The organism is Lysobacter niastensis (genome assembly GCF_031457115.1).
In the GTDB taxonomy this organism is placed as follows: domain Bacteria; phylum Pseudomonadota; class Gammaproteobacteria; order Xanthomonadales; family Xanthomonadaceae; genus Lysobacter_J; species Lysobacter_J niastensis_A.
In genome coordinates, this window is the sequence record NZ_JAVDVY010000002.1 from 940,597 (window position 1) to 957,689 (window position 17,093).

Sequence of the window (17,093 nt, forward strand, 5' to 3'; positions counted from 1 at the left end):
CGACGATTCGAGCCCGCCGCCGTTGCCCGCGGCCACCCTGCCCGAGCGGCGCCTGCATCCGATGTCGTGGCTGTTCGTGCTGCTGCAGCAGCTCAAGCAGTTCATCGTGCCGCTGCTCGCGCTGCTGTTCTTCGGTCGCGGCGACCGCAACGAGTTGTGGCCGCTGATCGGTGTCGGCGTGCTGGTGCTGGTGTCGTTGTGGCAGTACTTCACCTATCGCTACGGCGTCAGCGGTGACAGCCTCATCGTGCGCAGCGGCCTGCTCGAACGCAGCCTGCGCGTGATTCCGTTCGCGCGCATTCACAACGTCGCCCTGCAGCAGTCGGTGCTGCACCGCATGTTCGGCGTGGCCGAGGTGCGGCTGGAGTCCGCGGGCGGCCGCAAGCCGGAAGCCGAGATGCGCGTGCTGAAGATGGAGGACGCCCTGGCGCTGGAAGCGCTGGTGCGGCGCCGCGGCGGCACCGGGGTGAGCGAGTCATCCACGCCCGAGGCGGTCGCCGCCGACACGCTGCTGGCGCTATCGCCGGCCGAAGTGCTGAAGGTCGGCCTGATCTCCAATCGCGGCCTGATCCTGGTCGGCGCGGCCGTGGCCGGCGTCTCCCAGTTCAGCCCGCGCGTGATTCCCAATGTGTTCGAGGCCATCGTCGAGCGCCTGTTCGGCTATGCCGGCGAACACGGTTTCGGTCCGGCCGAGTATGCGATCGCGGCCATGAGCCTGCTGGCGCTGTGCGTGGTGCTGCTGCGACTGCTGTCGGTGCTTCTGGCGCTGCTGCAGTATTTCGGCTTCCGCCTGACCGAGCACGAGCGCCGCCTCACCGTCGAACGCGGGTTGCTCGGGCGCTGGCGCACCAGCGCCTCGCGCAGGCGCATCCAGGCATGGACGCTGCGCGAGGGCGTGATGCATCGCGTGCTGCGTCGTCGCACCCTGGAAGTCGATACCGCCGTGGCCGAAGACCAGAACCAGCAGCGCGCACTGCGCGAGATCGCGCCGGTCGCGACGCCGGACCAGTGCGATGCACTGGTCGGACACCTGCTGCCCAAAGCGATGTGGCCGCACGTCGAATGGCAGTCGCTGCCGATGTCGGGTTGGTGGCGGATGGTGCTGCCCGAGGTGTTGCCGACGCTGCTGGCGGCCGCGGTACTGGGCTGGCGCCTGGGGCCGTGGGGATTGTTGGCACTGCTGTGGTTGCCGTGGTCGGGTTATCGCGCCTATCGGCGGATGCGTCGCGCCGCGTATGCGGTCAACGACGGCATCGTCGCGGTGCGCGAGGGCTGGTGGAATCGCCACTGGCGGTTCGCCGAGATCGACAAGCTGCAGGCACTGCAGTTGTCTCGCTCTCCGATCGACCGTCGTTGCGGCACCGCGACGCTATGGCTGGACACGTCGGGGGCGGGCGCGTTGGCGCCGCCGCTGCGGGTACGTTTCCTGCCCGAGGCGGAGGCGCAGGCGCTGTACGCGGCGTTGGCCAGGACGCTGGCGAGGCGGCCGTTGAGGTGGTGAGGTCGATACCGGCGCTATCGGCGCTATTGGCGCAAGCGCGATAGCGCAATACGCGAGCTGGACTCAGCTGCCCCAGCCCCAGTACCCCAGCTCTCGCCGGATCTGCAGCGCACGGAACGTCGAGGACAGCGGCTTGCGCCTCAGCCGTCCCAGCTCGCCGGAAAGCAGCGCTTCGGTCGCGGCCAGCACGCGCTCCGAGGATCGCCCATCGCGATAGGGATGGATGGCGTCGCCATAGGCGTCGATCGCGGCCTGCAGCTCCGCCGACGGTGCGAATGCGCGCTGCAACATCGCCGGCAACTGCGCCGGATCGTCGAAGTCGAGCATGTGCGGCTTGGGCGCGCGATTGCGGAACGTCACCACCGGCTTGCGCTGCACCACGAACTCCGAGACCACCGAGGTGGTGTCGGCCAGCAGCACGTCGGCTGCGCGCTGCGCGGCCACCAGTTGCTCGGTCTCGAAGAACGCCGCATTCGGACCGGCCAGCGCGCGGTATCGCTCGAACAGTTGCGGCGGGCATTTAGGATGCAGCGTCAGCAACCAGTAGCGGTCGCCACGCGCGATCTCGGCGGCGATCGCATCGAACAGATGCGGCGCCGCGCTCAGGCGCTCGGTGAAGGTCGAGGCGAACATCACCACCGGCCTGCCGTTCGCCGGTGCACGAAGGGCGGCGGAGGCGCCGTCGTCGGCACGGAACAGCGGATCGAGCTTGGGCCAGCCGGTCTCGACCACGGCGAAGTGGCCTGCCTGCGCCGCCAGTTCCTCGAATGGCGCGGTCGTCGCGGGACCCTGCGTGCAATACAGGTCGAACAGACCACGCACCCGGAAATGCCCGCGTTCGTCCGAACGCTTCTCGACGTTGAAGCCATGGAACAGCTGCACCTTGGCGCCGGAAACGAAAGGCGGCACCCAGTTGGCGGCACTGAACACGGCGCGCGGTTTCACGGCCACCGCCTCGCGCAGGTTTACCATGCGCACCGGCGCGGGCAGGCTGGCCCCGGCCGCGCCATCGACCAGCCATGCGTGCGCGGTGTGCCCGGCGGCTTGCAGCGCCTGCGCCAGCGGTTGCAGGATGGGCAGCGCGTAGCGCTCGCTCGCGAACAACAGGTAATCCGCCATCAACGCTTCCTCGCCATCCTCGCCTGCGTCACCGGCGGCCCACGCCCCCGGGGAGCACGCTCCCACGGAGCGATCGGCATCAGCCTGTCCGCTCTCGGCCTGCATTATCGCGTTCAACGAGGCCGACCGCATCGGCGACTGCATCGCCTCGCTGGCCTTTTGCGATGAGGTGGTGGTGGTCGACTCGCATTCGACCGACGCCACGGTCGATATCGCCCGGAGGATGGGGGCCAAGGTGCTGCAGCGGCCGTTCGACGGTTTCCGCAGCCAGAAGCAGTTCGCCATCGAGCAGGCGGCCCACGACTGGGTGCTCTGCCTGGACGCCGACGAGCGCGTCGATGACACGCTGCGCACCGCCATCGAGGCCGAGCGTGCCCGCGGTTTCGCAGGCGCGGCCGGCTATCGCTTCGCGCGCCTGAGCGACTACTTCGGCAAGTTCCTGCGCCACGGCAACGCCTATCCCGACCGCGTGCTGCGCCTGTTCGACCGCCGCCGCGGTGGCTGGCGCGGCCAGCGCGAGGTGCACGAAGCGGCCAGCGTCGACGGCCCGGTGCGCACGCTGCGCGGCGACCTGATCCATTACCCCTACCGTTCGCTCGAGCAGCAGTTGCTCAAGACCCAGCGCTACGCGCGGATGATGGCCGAGCACGACTACGCCCGCGGCAAGCGGGCCACCCTGGGCAAGCTGGTGCTGTCGCCGGCGTGGCGCTTCTGGCGCGGGTACGTGCTGCGCGGCGGCTTCCTCGACGGCTGGCACGGCCTGGTCTATGCCTACGTGCGCGCCAACTACGTGCGGCAGAAGACGGTCATGCTGTGGCTGTTGCAGAACGGGCAACCTATCACCACATCCAAGCCATGATGCCTCCTGCCCCGCGACGCGCCAGCGTCGTCATCACCACCTACAACTGGCCGCAGGCGCTGGATCTGGCGCTGCAGGCACTGGCGCGCCAGCGCACGCTGCCGCATGAGGTCGTCGTCGCCGACGACGGCTCGCGCGAGGACACCCGCGCCATGCTCGAACGCGTCGCGGCGGACTATCCGGTGCCGTTGCGCCACAGCTGGATCGAGGACCGCGGCTTCCGCGTGTCGCTGGCCCGCAACCGCGCGATCGCCGCCACCAGCGGCGACTACGTGTTGCTGCTCGACGGCGACATGGTGCCGCATCCGATGTTCGTCGCCGATCACCTCGCCGCTGCGCAATACGGCAGCTTCGTGCAGGGCATGCGCGTGCTGACCGACGCCGAGGGCCGCGACCGCCTGCTGTCCCGCGATGTCGAGGCGCTCGGGTTCTTCGATCGCGGCGTGACCCGCCGCCGTCACACGCTGCGCATACCGCCGCTGGCGGCCTTGTCGCTGCGCGCCACGCGCGGGCAGAGCAGCGGCGCCATCAAGACCTGCAACCAGGGCTGGTGGCGCGAGGACCTGGTGACGCTCAATGGCTTCGACGAGCGCTATGAAGGCTGGGGCCGCGAGGACAAGGATCTGGCCGTGCGCGCATTCCACGCGGGGCTGGTGCGCCGCTCGCTGCGCTTCGGCGGTTTGGCCACGCATCTGTATCACCAGGAGCGGCACGAGGACGGCGCCAGCCCGAACGATGCGCTGCTGGCGGATGCCAAGGCCAGCGGTCGAGTGCGCAGTCCCGTGGGCCTCGACCGGCATATCGCGGAGTTCGCCCAGCATCCGCTGCCGGATCTGCGCGCGGCGGCATGACCGCTCGCCGGGCGGGCGGCTTCTCCGTCCGCCGGCGCATCCAGCACACCGGCGCGGCTTTTTTCTCCAGCGGTGCCTTGCGGAGCTTCGGCGCCGGTGAAATTTTCACCGGCGATGCGGCTCGCCCGCTCCATCGCTGAAGACATTTTCTTCTGCGGTGGAGCCCAACCGTCCAGTCGCCGGGTCTTTTTCTCCGACGCTGCAGTCCGATGCTGCATCGATGGTGAAATTTTCACCATCGATGGAGTTCGTCTTCGCCGCCGACGGAGAAGTTTTCTGCTCCGCCGCAGCCCCGCGCCCCGGCGATGCGGCTTTTTACTTCAACGCGCCGTAGCGGGGTCCGGGCAGTTCGCGGCAGCGCTGCCCGGCACCAGTGTCCATCCGCGCCGATTCGCATGGCCCATATGCACGCTGCGCGAGGCATCGACGCACGGCGCCAGCGCCACGTCCTGCACCAGCAGCCAGCGCGTCCCCGGCGATTGCCGCTGCCATGCCAGTCCGCGCCGCATCTGTTCGTCGAAATCGACCTTGAAGCCGAACTCGGCGACCGGCCGGTCGGCCATCAGCAGGTTCTGCTCGCGCCAAGCCACCAGGCCCAGCTCGGCATCCGGGCCGATGCGATGCCCGATGTCGGTCATCAGGCCGCGCGCCGACGACGAATCGTTGAGCAGCGGCGCCATCAGCAGTCCGAACACGACCCACAGTCCGGTCAGCGTCGCGATCATCGCCGCCACGGCGCGCCGGCGCCCCGCCCAGAACAGGCAGGCCACGCCCCAGCCGCCCACCGCGGCGATGCTGGCGGCGAGCGACCGCGAGACGTCTTCCAGCGAGCGTTCGGCGACGAAGCGTCGCTCAAAGCCCGGATCGCCGAAGAACATCGCCAGGCCGGCGGCCAGCATCACGCCGGCAAACACGGCAGTGAAGGCGAACACCACGCGCTGCGCCGCCACCCTGCGCAGCAGGCCCGGCAGCAGCGGCGCCAGCGCCAGCGCGACCATCGGCAGCGCCGGCAGGATGTACATGTCGCGCTTGCCGCCGGGAATGGAGAAGAACACCAGCACCAGTGCCCACCATGCCAGCGGCAGCAGGTAACGCGGATCGCGGCGGCGCAGGCGGCGACGCCACGCCGGGATCGCCCACGGCAATGCCAGGATCGTCGGCAACCACATCGTCGCCATCACTTCCAGGAAGTACCAGACCGGCTGGCCGTGGTCCCACGATGAGCCGTAACGCTTGGCGGTCTGGCGCACCAGGATGTCGTTGATGTAGGCCGTGTACTGCGAGCCGTTCTCGCCCTGCGCGGCCAGCAGCATCGGCACCAGCCACACGCAGGCGGCCAGCACGAAGGCGAGTGGCCCGAGCCAGAACTTCGCGCTGCGCACGTGCACCTTCACGTCCCAGCCACGCAGCGAAGCGATGCCGGCCGGTATCAGCATCAACAGCGCGATGATGCCCACGCCCTTGCTGATCGTGCCCAGCGCGGCGGCGGCCCATCCGAGCATCCACATCGGCCAGTCGGGCGCCCGGTTGCGCGCGAGATGCAGCACGTGGCGCAGCAGTCCGTAGTTGGCCAGCGTGATCCAGAACACCACCAGCGGATCGATCTGCGCCTTCTTGGACTGCCAGGTGAACTGCAGCGCGAACAGCAGCGCGTAACCGGCATACAGACCGACGCGACGCGTCCACAGGCGACGGCCGAGATCGACCACGCACCACAGCGTGCCCAGCGCGGCCAGCAGCGACGGCAGCAGGAACGCGACACGCCAGTTGCGAAACACCGTGTAGGCCGCAGCCTGCAGCCACATGAACAACGGCGGCTTGTCCGAATACAGCTCGCTGCCGCGATGCGGGAACAGCCAGTCGCCGCTCTCGACCATGTGCCGTGCGACCAGCGCAAAGCGCGGCTCGTCGGCGGGCCACGGATCACGCAGGCCGAGTCCCGCGCCGAGCACGAGCAGGGCGAGGGTCCAGAACAGCGCGGTGTCACTGAGCCAGCTGGGGCGGAATGAGGCGGACTTGGGCATGCGCGGATGATAGCCGTCGCGTGTGTTGCTGAATTGTCGTAGGGCGGGCCCCGGCCCGCCTTTGCTTGATTTCCACGACAACGGGCGGAAATTACCGCCTGGGCCCAAGGCCTGCCCTACTCTTTCCTCAGGCGTGCGTAGAAGAATCCGTCCATGCCGTGTTCGCCTGGCAGGCGCTGGCGACCGGCGCCACTGATGCGGCCAAAGCGCTCGTCCAACGGCTCGGCCTTGGCATCCGGCGTGCGCGCGAGGAAGGCGTCGACCTGCGCTTGATTCTCGCCCTTGAGGATCGAGCAGGTGGCGTACAACAGCACGCCGCCGGGCGCGAGCGTGCGCCACAGCGCATCGAGCAGGCATGCCTGCGTGGCGGCCAGTGCATCCAGATCGGACGCGCGACGATGCAGCAGCACGTCGGGCTGGCGCCGCACGATGCCGGTGGCCGAGCACGGCGCGTCCAGCAACACCGCATCGAAGGGCACGCCGTCCCACCACGATGCTGGATCGGCGGCGTCGGCCGCATGCAGCCGCACGCCGTCGCCGATGCGCAGCCGGGAGAAGCCTGAGCGCACGCGATCGAGTCGCTCCGCGTCGATGTCGACGCCGGTGACGCGCAGTGAGGCATCGCGTTCGAGCAGGTGCGCGGCCTTGCCACCCGGCGCGATGCAGGCGTCGAGCACGCGCGCACCGGGCGCCGGCGCCAGGGCGTCGGCGACGAGTTGTGCCGCGGCATCCTGCACCGACACGGCCCCGTCACCGAACCCCGGCAACGCGGCGACCGCCATGGGCGTGTCCAGGCGCAGCGCGTCGGGCAACGATGCATCGACCAGCGCATCGATCCCGGCCTCCGTCAGTTGTTTCAGATAGTCATCGCGCGACATCCCACGACGATTCACCCGCAGCCACATAGGCGGCTCGACGGCGCTGGCCGCGAGCACGGCCGCTTCGTCCTGCGGCCAGTCGCGGGCGATGCGCTCGCGCAGCCATTGCGGCCAATGGGCATGGGCGGCGACGGCGGGCAAGCCTTCGCGCTGGGCCCGGCGCAACAGGGCATTGACGAGTCCGGCCTGGTGCTTGCGGCCCAGCGTGCGCGCGGCCTCGACCGTCGACGCGACGGCCGCATGCGGCGCCAATTGCAGCGCATCGAGCTGGGCGAAGCCGACGAACAACAGCGCCTTCAGCTCGCTGTCGCGTCGCGGCAGCGGTTTGGGTATCCATGCTTCGAGCGCCGCCTGGTAGCGCGCCGGCTGGCGCAGCACGGCAAAGCAGATCGCCTCGACCAGGGCGCGGTCGCGCGGATCGGCCAACTTGGGCAACGCCGTCGCCAGCTCGGCCTTGAGCGAGTGGCCGTGGTGCAGCACGGCGTCGAGGACGCGGGCGGCGATGGCGCGGGGTTGGCTGCCGGCTTGGGTCATGGAAGGGCTGTTATACGGGAGCGGTTGCCGAAACGATGGGTTGTCGGAGCTACGGGAGGTCGAGGAGTGGCTATGGGAATGTCACAGGCCGTTTCCCGCTGGTCTCAGGCGTCATCCAGGCGAAAGCCGGGATCCATCTTGTTGTTGCCCTGCTCCTTGGCAGCGACAACGTCAAAAGTGGCGACAACGGCACGGCAAAAGCAAAGGCAACATGGATCTTTCGCCGGGATGACGAACAACAGCAACCGGCTACCGCGCCGTCACCAGATCCCGTCTGGCATTGAGGTAATCCGCTGGGGTGATCGCCTTGCCACCTTCGCGCTGCAGGACGCGGATGCGCAGCACGCCTTCGCCGGCAGCGACATCCAAACCGTCGCGGCTGGCGCGCAGCAGCGTGCCAGGCGGCGCCTGGTGCGCGTCATCCAGCGCGACCGCGCCGTGCAACCGCAGGCGTTCGCCGGCGACCTGCGCTTCGGCCATCGGCCAGGGATTGAATGCGCGCACCTTGTCGGCCAGCACGCGGGCGGGCTGCGACCAGTCGAGCCTGGCCTCGCTCTTGTCGAGCTTGTGCGCGTAGGTCACGCCTTCTTCCGGCTGCGGTTGCGGCACCGGGCGGATGCCCGCGCGCAGCAGGCCCAGGCCATCGGACAGCACCTGCGCGCCGAGCGTGGACAGGCGATCGTGCAATTGACCGCCGGTCTCGTGCTCGCCGATGTCGAGCTTCTGCGACAGCAACACAGGACCGGTGTCCAGGCCCTTCTCCATCTGCATCAGGCACACGCCGCTTTCGCTGTCGCCGGCCTCGATCGCGCGCTGGATCGGCGCGGCGCCGCGCCAGCGCGGCAGCAGCGAGGCGTGCACGTTCCAGCAACCATAGGTGGGAATGTCGAGCACCGACTGCGGCAGGATCAGGCCGTAGGCGACCACGACCATCAGGTCCGGCTGCAGCGCGCGCAGCGCATCCTTCGAAAGCGCGCTCTTGAAGTTCTCCGGCTGCAGCACCTCGATGCCGCGCAGCAGCGCCTCGCGCTTCACCGGCGAGGGCGTCAGTTCGCGACCGCGTCCTGCCGGGCGGTCGGGCTGGGTGTAGGCGGCGACGACTTCGTTGTGTTGTGCAGCCGCACGCAGGCACGGCACGGCGAACTCCGGCGTGCCGGCAAAAACGATGCGAAGGGCCATCGGGTCAGGCCGCGGCCTGGCGACGCTGCTTGGCCAGTTTCTTGCGCACCATCTCGCGCTTGAGCGGCGAGAGGTAATCGACGAAAAGCTTGCCGGCCAGGTGGTCCATCTCGTGCTGGATGCATACCGCCAGCAGGCCGTCGACGTGCATTTCGAACGGCTGGCCGTCGCGGCCGAGCGCCTTGACGGTGATCTCGTTGGCGCGGGTCACGTCGGCGAAGATGCCGGGGACCGACAGGCAGCCTTCCTGGTAGACCTGTTCGCCGTCGCGGGCGGTGATCTCCGGGTTGATGAACACCAGCGGCCGGTCATGATCCTCGGACACGTCTATGACCATGAAGCGCTGGTGGACGTCGACCTGGCTGGCCGCCAGTCCGATGCCCGGCGCCTCGTACATGGTCTCGAACATATCGTCGAGCAGCTTCTGGAACACCGGCTCGGCGATGTGCGAAGGTTCGACCGGCGCGGCGACCGTGCGCAGGCGCGGATCGGGGAATTCGAGGATGGGGAGCAGTGCCATGGCGTCGAAATGGGGGCGTCGGTCACAACCGCAAGCAGACGTTGGATTGTAACGCCGTTATTGGCGCACGATGCTTGTAACCGTGCGGGCCTTCTGGGCTATAGTGCCCGGGCCTGTGGGGAAACTGGCAAGGGGAATCAAGTAGATGGCCACCATGCTTAAACCGATCCGCACGGTTCTGACCGCTGCGCTTTTGACCGTCGCCACCTACGGGGTCGCCACTGCTGCAATGCAGGCCGACCATCCGGACACCTATACGGTGAAAAAGGGCGACACCCTCTGGGACATCGCCGGGCGATTCCTGAAAAAACCGTGGCTGTGGCCGGAAATCTGGCAGGCCAACCCGCAGGTCAAGAACCCGCACCTGATCTACCCGGGCGACGTGCTGTCGCTGGCCTACCTGGACCGCGTGGCGGTGCAGGAGGGTCCCCGCGAGGAGGCCCCGATCAACGCAATCCCGCTGGCGGAGATCGAACCGTTCCTCAAGAACCTGCGCGTGGTCGACGAGTTCGAGCAGCTGCCTTACGTGGTGGCGTTTGAAGAAGACCGCCTGCGTGGTGTCGACGGGCAGGTCGTCTACGTCCGCGGCCTGGCCGACGCCCAGCCGGGCCAGCGCTATGCGGTGGTCCGCCCGAACCAGCTCAACCGCTCGGTCGACCCCGACCGTTGCTGCGAGAACTCCGGCCGCCGTTCCGAGGTGCTGGATGCCCGCGGCCACCGCAGCTGGGGCGTCGAGCGCCTGTGGAGCTATCAGATCCCGCACGGCAAGGGCGAGTTCCTCGGCTACGAGCTTGAGCAGATCACCACCGGCACCATCAGCCGTGGCGAAGGCGACGACGTCGAGGTCAGCACCCTGCTGATCGACCAGAAGGGCCGCGAGGTCCGCGCCGGCGACCGCCTTATCGCGGTCGATGCGCAGCCCTACGACCTGCAGTTCATGCCGCACCCGCCCAGCCAGCAGCTGGACTACGACAAGGCCCGCGTGATCGCGGTGGCCGATGCCGTCGCCACCGGCGGCCCGCGTGACGTGATCGCCTTGTCGGTCGGTGCGCAGGACGGCATCGACAACGGCACCGTGCTGTCGACCTGGCGCGTCGGTTCGGAAGAGGTCGACCGCGTCGCGGTCGGCTACGACCGCAGCCCCGATGCGGTCGGCGGCGGCAATCATGTGCGGCTGCCGGACGAGTTCTCCGGCCACGTGCTGATCTTCCGCACCTTCGACCGCGTCAGCTACGGCCTGGTCATGGACGCCCTCCGCCCGACCCGCCTGGGCTACGCGCTCAAGCATCCGGACGCTACGCGCTGACGGCACAAGGCACTTTCCTACGCTTCACCGCAGCGGCGCCCGAGGGCGCCGCTGTCGTTTCCGCGGCACGCTGCGTCGATGCTCGACGCCGACCTCCATCCCCTGCTCCGTCTCGTTGCCATCGCAGGCGCGACCGCGCCGCGCAGGGCGTTGCTGGAAGCGCACAGCCCAGCCGCGGCCATGGCTGCAGGTCCTGCCGTCTGGCGCAGCTTCGAATTGGATGATGCGCAGATCGCGGCGTTACAGCGCCCCGACATGGACCTCCTGCAGCGGGCAACACACTGGTTGCAGCAGCCCGACCACCATCTGCTCGGCTGGCACGACCCCGACTATCCACCGCTGCTGCGGCGCGTTGCGAATCCGCCGCTGGCGCTGTTCGTGGCCGGCGATGCCGCGCGCCTGTGGCACCCGGGCGTGGCAGTGGTCGGCAGCCGGTCGGCGACTCCGGCTGGGCGCGACAACGCGCGCAGTTTCGCGCGCGCCCTCTCGGGCAGCGGCTGGGCCGTGGCCAGCGGGCTCGCCGCCGGCATCGACACCGCCGCGCACGAAGCCACGCTGGAGGCCGGAGGGATGACCGTCGCCGTGCTCGGCACCGGACCGGATATCCCCTATCCACGCGCCAACGCCGCCCTGCTGGCCCGCATCTCCGCCGACGGCGCCGTCGTCAGCGAGCACCTGCCCGGGACCGGTCCTCGCAAGGAGCATTTCCCCACTCGCAACCGCATCCTGGCCGGCCTGACGCTGGCGACCGTGGTGATCGAGGCCGCGGCCCGCTCGGGGGCGCTGATCACGGCACGCCTGGCGGCGGAAGCCGGACGCGAAGTATTCGCCTTGCCCGGCTCGATCCATAACCCGATGGCCCGGGGCTGTCATCGGCTGATCCGGGACGGCGCCACTTTGGTCGAGGACTCCGGTGAGATCACCGTGGCGATCGCCGCCGCGGCGGCGGAGCTGGTCGGCGACTTGCGTGCACGCCTGAACGGCCCCACATCGACCGGCCACGAGGACCGGGCGGCGGCCATCGCGGCTTCAGCCAGGTCTGATCCCGACTACCAGAACTTGTGGAACTGCCTCGGTCACGACCCCACCGGTATGGATCAATTGGTGGCTCGAACCCGATTGACGGCTGCCGAAGTGTCCTCCATGCTGCTGCTCATGGAGCTTGACGGCCGCGTGGCGTCACAGCACGGCCGGTACTTCCGCATTCGTTGAAGTTATTGGCGGTTGCCTGCAAGTTCTGACCCACCGCGCCGCATGCGGCGCAGGCCGAGGGAAATGAAAGAGAGCATATTGGACGTCCTGCTGTACCTGTTTGAGCATTACTTCACCGACGATGCGGACCTGGTCCGCGACCGTGACTCTCTACAAAGCGGCCCCCTGTTTGATGAACTGGGCCAGGCGGGTTTCAGTCCCGCCGAGATCAACAAAGCATTCGAATGGCTCGATGCGCTGGCCAACCAGCGTCCGGACGCCAGCGTGCCGCGCGCCGACGGCCCGACCCGGGTCTTCGCCGGGCCGGAGCTGGACAAGCTCGATGTCGAATGCCGCGGCTTCCTGCTGTTCCTCGAGCAACATGGCGTACTCGACGCCGGCCAGCGCGAGCTGGTGGTCGACCGCGCAATGGCGCTGGACCAGGACGAGCTCGATCTGGACGACCTCAAATGGGTCGTGCTGATGGTGCTGTTCAACCAGCCGGGCTCCGAGGCGGCGTACGCCTGGATGGAAACCCAGATGTTCGAGGACGAACCCGAACCGGTACATTAAGTACCGGTTTGCGCGGCCAGGCCTGGGGAGGCATCGGCAGCCGCGCGGAGCACTACTCAGGACGAGACAGGGGGATCCGTGACCGATTGGTACTACCACGACCCGTCGCAGGGTCGTGTCGGGCCGCATACGGCCCAGGAAATCCGCGCCCGTTACCGTGATCGCAGGATCCAGCGCGACACGCTGGTCTGGCATGCCGGGCTGCGCGAATGGCAGCCACTGGACCGGCTTTCCGAAGAACTCGAACTCGCCGGCGTGCAGCCCGATGCGTCGGTGCCGCCGCCACTGCCACCGCCTCTTACTTCGGCTGCGGCCTATTCGACCGGGCGACCTGCCGCGGGCGCCCGCCGCCACAGCGCGCCGCAACGCGGGCTCTCGGGCTGCGCGATCGTCGCCATCGTGCTGGGCGCGCTCGCCATTCCGGTGGTCGGCATCCTCGCCGCCATTGCGGTGCCTGCCTACCAGGACTACACCGTGCGCGCGCAGACGACCGCCGGCCTGGTCGGCGCGGCTTCGGCGATCAAACGCCAGGTGGCCACGCACGTCGAACGCACCGGCCACTGCCCGGGCAACGACGACATGGCGCCCGTGATCCAGCGGTTCGCCGGACTACACCCGAAATCGCGACTGGCTTTCGGCTCCGTCGACAGCGGCCAGTGCGCGTTCGAGTTCACGCTCGCTGGCATGTCGCCCGCCGTCGAGGGCAGCACCTGGCTGTACGTGGCCTATCAGGAGGGCGACGGCATGGCCTGGGATTGCAGCGGCGGCACCCTGCCCAACCGCTACCGTCCGGCCTCGTGCCGGGCGCAATGAAATTTCCTTTCCTCCAAATCCCCGGACCAATTCGCCCATGACCCAGTGGTACTACAGCGACTACGAGCGCAACCGGCATGGCCCGGTCAGCGCCGGCGATCTGGCCGAGCTGCACACCCACGGTCAACTCGCTCCCGACACGCTGGTCTGGCGCGAGGGCCTGCCCCAGTGGCAGCCGTGGCGCACGCTCGTGGGCGAGGTGATCCAGGGGGCGGGCCGTCCTGCCGCCGCCAGCGCGAGCTTTGCCACCGCCTCGGCCGCCGCGCCTGCGGCAGCCGGCGCCAACCCCTATTCCGTCGCCGAGCCTGTCTCCCCGTACGCGCCGCCGCGCGCCGTACTGCACGATGCCGGCGATTACGTCGCCGACGGTTGGGTGGTCTATGCCGGCTTCTGGAAGCGCTTCGCGGCGGTCGTCATCGATTCGTTCGTCGTCGGCATCATCGGCGGCATCGTGCAGATGCTGTTGATGGGGATGTTCTTCGGTGTCGGCGTCGGCATGGGCGGCGATCCGGCCTCGCTGTTCGCCAGCGGCGGCTCGATCGCACTGCTCGCGCTGGTGTACCTGATCCCCCTCGGACTGCAGGCGGTCTACTTCGCCATGTTCCATGCCGGCGGCAGTCAGGCCACGCTTGGCAAGATGGCCGTGGGCATCAAGGTCACGGACGACGACGGCCGGCGCATTTCGTTTGCCCGTGGCATCGGCCGTTATTTCGCCACGATCCCCAGCGCTCTGATCCTGTTCATCGGCTACATCATGGCCGCCTTCACCGATCGCAAGCGCGCCCTGCACGACATGATCGCGGGCACCCTGGTGGTCGACCGCTGGGCTTATACCTCGCATTCGGAGCGGCAGCGTACCGAGCTGGGGACCGTCACCATCGTGATCCTGGTGATCGGCGGCCTGCTGACCCTGGCCTACCTGGCACTGATCGTGCTGGCCGTCGGTCTGGCGGCCGCGGCGGGGGCCCGCTGAGTCTTCGCAAACCTGAACAAACCGCGACGGCCGGCCGCCCGGAACCGCGGCCTGCGTAACGAATGCGCGACCAAGCTTGACAGTCGCGGTCGCTGCGTGGTCCCAATAGAAAAAGGAAACCCTGAACGCCCGCGGCCGCAACCGCGGGCGTAGCCTTCTTAGATGTCAGCCACAGCAGCCCGGTTCCCGGTGCTGCGGAGCCTCCCCCATGGCCAAGAACCTCCTCATCGTCGAGTCGCCTGCCAAGGCCAAGACGATCAACAAATACCTGGGCAAGGACTTCACCGTCCTGGCCTCCTACGGCCATGTCCGCGATCTGGTCCCCAAGGAAGGCGCGGTCGATCCCGACAACGGCTTCGCCATGCGCTACGACCTGATCGACAAGAACGAAAAGCACGTCGACGCGATCGCCAAGGCCGCCAAGAGTGCCGACGCGCTTTTCCTTGCGACTGACCCGGACCGCGAGGGCGAGGCGATCAGCTGGCACATTGCCGAGATCCTGAAGGAGCGCGGCCTGCTGGAAGGCAAGACCTTGCAGCGGGTGGTGTTCACCGAGATCACGCCGCGCGCGATCAAGGAGGCCATGAGCCAGCCGCGCGCCATCGCCAGCGACCTGGTCGATGCGCAGCAGGCGCGCCGTGCCCTGGACTACCTGGTCGGCTTCAACCTGTCGCCGGTGCTGTGGCGCAAGGTGCAGCGCGGGCTGTCGGCCGGGCGCGTGCAGTCGCCGGCCCTGCGCATGATCGTCGAACGCGAAGAAGAGATCGAAGCCTTCATCGCTCGCGAGTACTGGTCCATCGAGGCCGAGTGCGCGCATGCCACGCAGGCCTTCACCGCCAAGCTCAACAAGCTCGACGGCAAGAAGTTCGAGCAGTTCACCGTCACCGACGGCGACACCGCCGAAGCGGCGCGCAAGCGGATCGTGGCCGCCGCCGGCGGCACCCTGCACGTCACGGACGTCGTCAGCAAAGAGCGCAAACGCCGTCCGGCGCCGCCGTTCACCACCTCGACCCTGCAGCAGGAAGCCGCGCGCAAGCTCGGCTTCACCACGCGCAAGACCATGCAGGTCGCGCAGAAGCTGTACGAAGGTGTGGCGATCGGCGGCGAGGAAGGCACGGTCGGTTTGATCAGCTACATGCGTACCGACTCGGTCAGCCTGTCCGCCGAGGCGCTGACCGAACTGCGCGACGTCATCGCCCGCGACTTCGGCACGCGCGCCCTGCCCGACAAGCCCAACACTTACCAGACCAAGTCCAAGAACGCGCAGGAAGCGCACGAGGCGGTACGCCCGACCTCGGCGCTGCGCACACCAGCACAGGTTTCGCGCCACCTGTCCGACGACGAGCGTCGTCTGTACGAACTGATCTGGAAGCGCGCGGTCGCCTCGCAGATGGTGCCGGCCACGCTCAACACGGTCAGCGTCGATCTCGCCGCGGGCAGCGAGCACAGCTTCCGCGCCTCGGGCACGACCGTGGTCGATCCGGGCTTCCTCGCCGTCTATGAGGAAGGCAAGGACAGCAAGAGCGCCGAGGACGAAGACGAAGGCCGCAAGCTACCGGCGATGAAGATCGGCGACCGCGTGCCGCTGGAACGCATCCACGCCGACCAGCACTTCACCCAGCCGCCGCCGCGCTTCACCGAAGCGGCGCTGGTGAAGGCGCTGGAGGAATACGGCATCGGCCGTCCTTCGACCTACGCCTCGATCATCCAGACGCTGCAGTTCCGCAAGTACGTGGAGATGGAAGGCCGCAGCTTCCGCCCGTCCGATGTCGGCCGCGCGGTATCGAAATTCCTGTCCAGCCACTTCACCCAGTACGTCGACTACGACTTCACCGCCAAGCTCGAGGACGAACTCGATGCGGTGAGCCGCGGCGAAGAGGAATGGGTGCCGCTGATGGAAAAGTTCTGGGGGCCGTTCAAGGAACTGGTCGAGGACAAGACCGAGTCGGTCGACCGTTCCGAGGCCACCGGCGCGCGCGAACTCGGCACCGATCCCAAGTCCGGCAAGCCGGTCAGCGTGCGCCTGGGTCGCTACGGACCGTACGTGCAGATCGGCACCGTCGAGGACGAGGAGAAGCCCGAGTTCGCTTCGCTGCGTCCGGGCCAGAGCATGCACACGATCTCGCTGGCGGACGCGCTGGAGCTGTACAAGCTGCCGCGCAAGCTCGGCCTCAGCAACGAACATGAAGTCACCGTCGGCATCGGCCGCTTCGGACCGTTCGCCAAGCGCGGCACCACCTACGCATCGCTGAAGAAGGAAGACGACCCGCACACCATCGAATTGGCGCGCGCGGTGTTCCTGATCGAGGAGAAGGAGGAGATTGCGCGCAACCGCATCATCAAGTCCTTCGAAGGCAGCGACATCCAGGTGTTGAACGGCCGCTTCGGTCCGTACATCAGCGACGGCAAGCTCAACGGCCGCATCCCCAAGGACCGCGAGCCGGCCTCGCTGACGCTGGAGGAAGTGACCAGGCTGCTGGAGGAAACCGGCAAGCCGGTGCGCGGCCGCTTCGGCAAGAAGGCGGCGGCGAAGAAGGAGCCGGCGGTGAAGGTCGCCAAGAAGGCCGCCGCCACGAAGGCGCCGGCGAAGAAGGCCGTGGCCAAAAAGGCGACGAAGAAAGCCACGAAGAAGACGGCGGCCAAGAAGGTCGCGAAGACGACCACCGCAAAGACGACCGCCAAGAAGGCCGTCAAGAAAGTCGCCAAGAAAGCCAAGGCCTGACGGTCACCGGGCACGGCAGAGCCGTGTCCGGTCCGCCCGCACCGACAAGC

The 17,093-nt window shown here is 68.2% G+C and carries 14 protein-coding genes; 9 read left to right on the forward strand and 5 right to left on the reverse strand.

Going from position 1 to position 17,093, the window contains the following annotated elements:
- Nucleotides 1–61 precede the first annotated feature (61 nt).
- Nucleotides 62–1,501 carry a PH domain-containing protein gene (locus J2X06_RS13615; RefSeq protein ID WP_310063641.1) on the forward strand — a complete coding sequence of 480 codons (1,440 nt, stop codon included), beginning with the start codon at nt 62–64 and terminating at the stop codon, nt 1,499–1,501.
- 63 nt (nt 1,502–1,564) lie between these two features.
- Here J2X06_RS13615 and J2X06_RS13620 read toward each other — a convergent pair whose 3' ends face one another.
- A complete protein-coding gene (locus J2X06_RS13620) occupies nt 1,565–2,623 on the reverse strand; it encodes a CDP-glycerol glycerophosphotransferase family protein (protein WP_310063643.1) in 1,059 nt (352 codons plus the stop codon).
- 100 nt (nt 2,624–2,723) lie between these two features.
- Here J2X06_RS13620 and J2X06_RS13625 point away from each other — a divergent pair, with 100 nt between their 5' ends.
- Nucleotides 2,724–3,479 (forward strand): glycosyltransferase family 2 protein, encoded by a 756-nt coding sequence (locus J2X06_RS13625; protein WP_310063645.1) that lies wholly within the window; start codon nt 2,724–2,726, stop codon nt 3,477–3,479.
- Nucleotides 3,476–4,330: a glycosyltransferase family 2 protein gene (locus J2X06_RS13630; RefSeq protein ID WP_310063256.1), complete on the forward strand. Its 855-nt coding sequence runs from the start codon at nt 3,476–3,478 to the stop codon at nt 4,328–4,330. Before J2X06_RS13625 ends, J2X06_RS13630 begins: the two co-directional genes overlap by 4 nt.
- A gap of 320 nt (nt 4,331–4,650) precedes the next feature.
- Here J2X06_RS13630 and J2X06_RS13635 read toward each other — a convergent pair whose 3' ends face one another.
- The 4 genes from J2X06_RS13635 to def form a co-directional block, all read right to left on the reverse strand.
- Nucleotides 4,651–6,354 (reverse strand): ArnT family glycosyltransferase, encoded by a 1,704-nt coding sequence (locus tag J2X06_RS13635; RefSeq protein ID WP_310063258.1) that lies wholly within the window; start codon nt 6,352–6,354, stop codon nt 4,651–4,653.
- 116 nt (nt 6,355–6,470) lie between these two features.
- The gene (rsmB, locus tag J2X06_RS13640) at nt 6,471–7,766 is read right to left on the reverse strand and encodes a 16S rRNA (cytosine(967)-C(5))-methyltransferase RsmB (RefSeq protein WP_310063260.1); all 1,296 of its coding nucleotides are present in this window, start codon (nt 7,764–7,766) and stop codon (nt 6,471–6,473) included.
- A 249-nt stretch (nt 7,767–8,015) separates the two neighbouring features.
- Complete coding sequence (gene fmt / locus J2X06_RS13645; protein ID WP_310063262.1) at nt 8,016–8,945, reverse strand: methionyl-tRNA formyltransferase; 930 nt, start codon at nt 8,943–8,945, stop codon at nt 8,016–8,018.
- Between the two features lie 4 nt (nt 8,946–8,949).
- Entirely contained in the window at nt 8,950–9,465 is a 516-nt protein-coding gene (def, locus tag J2X06_RS13650) for a peptide deformylase (protein WP_310063265.1), read from the reverse strand.
- A 154-nt stretch (nt 9,466–9,619) separates the two neighbouring features.
- Between def and J2X06_RS13655 the strand changes: the two genes are divergently transcribed.
- The 6 genes from J2X06_RS13655 to J2X06_RS13680 all read left to right on the forward strand — a co-directional run bounded on the left by J2X06_RS13655 (nt 9,620) and on the right by J2X06_RS13680 (nt 17,043).
- Nucleotides 9,620–10,771: a LysM peptidoglycan-binding domain-containing protein gene (locus J2X06_RS13655; RefSeq protein ID WP_310063647.1), complete on the forward strand. Its 1,152-nt coding sequence runs from the start codon at nt 9,620–9,622 to the stop codon at nt 10,769–10,771.
- Nucleotides 10,772–10,849: 78 nt separating this feature from the next.
- On the forward strand, nt 10,850–11,983 hold the full coding sequence (gene dprA / locus J2X06_RS13660; RefSeq protein WP_310063267.1) for a DNA-processing protein DprA: 1,134 nt from the start codon (nt 10,850–10,852) through the stop codon (nt 11,981–11,983).
- Nucleotides 11,984–12,046: 63 nt separating this feature from the next.
- Nucleotides 12,047–12,535 (forward strand): DUF494 family protein, encoded by a 489-nt coding sequence (locus J2X06_RS13665; protein ID WP_310063269.1) that lies wholly within the window; start codon nt 12,047–12,049, stop codon nt 12,533–12,535.
- Between the two features lie 78 nt (nt 12,536–12,613).
- Nucleotides 12,614–13,348: a GYF domain-containing protein gene (locus tag J2X06_RS13670; RefSeq protein ID WP_310063271.1), complete on the forward strand. Its 735-nt coding sequence runs from the start codon at nt 12,614–12,616 to the stop codon at nt 13,346–13,348.
- A 37-nt stretch (nt 13,349–13,385) separates the two neighbouring features.
- The gene (locus tag J2X06_RS13675) at nt 13,386–14,321 is read left to right on the forward strand and encodes an RDD family protein (protein WP_310063272.1); all 936 of its coding nucleotides are present in this window, start codon (nt 13,386–13,388) and stop codon (nt 14,319–14,321) included.
- A gap of 208 nt (nt 14,322–14,529) precedes the next feature.
- Complete coding sequence (locus tag J2X06_RS13680; RefSeq protein ID WP_310063274.1) at nt 14,530–17,043, forward strand: DNA topoisomerase I; 2,514 nt, start codon at nt 14,530–14,532, stop codon at nt 17,041–17,043.
- The last annotated feature ends 50 nt before the right edge of the window (nt 17,044–17,093 follow it).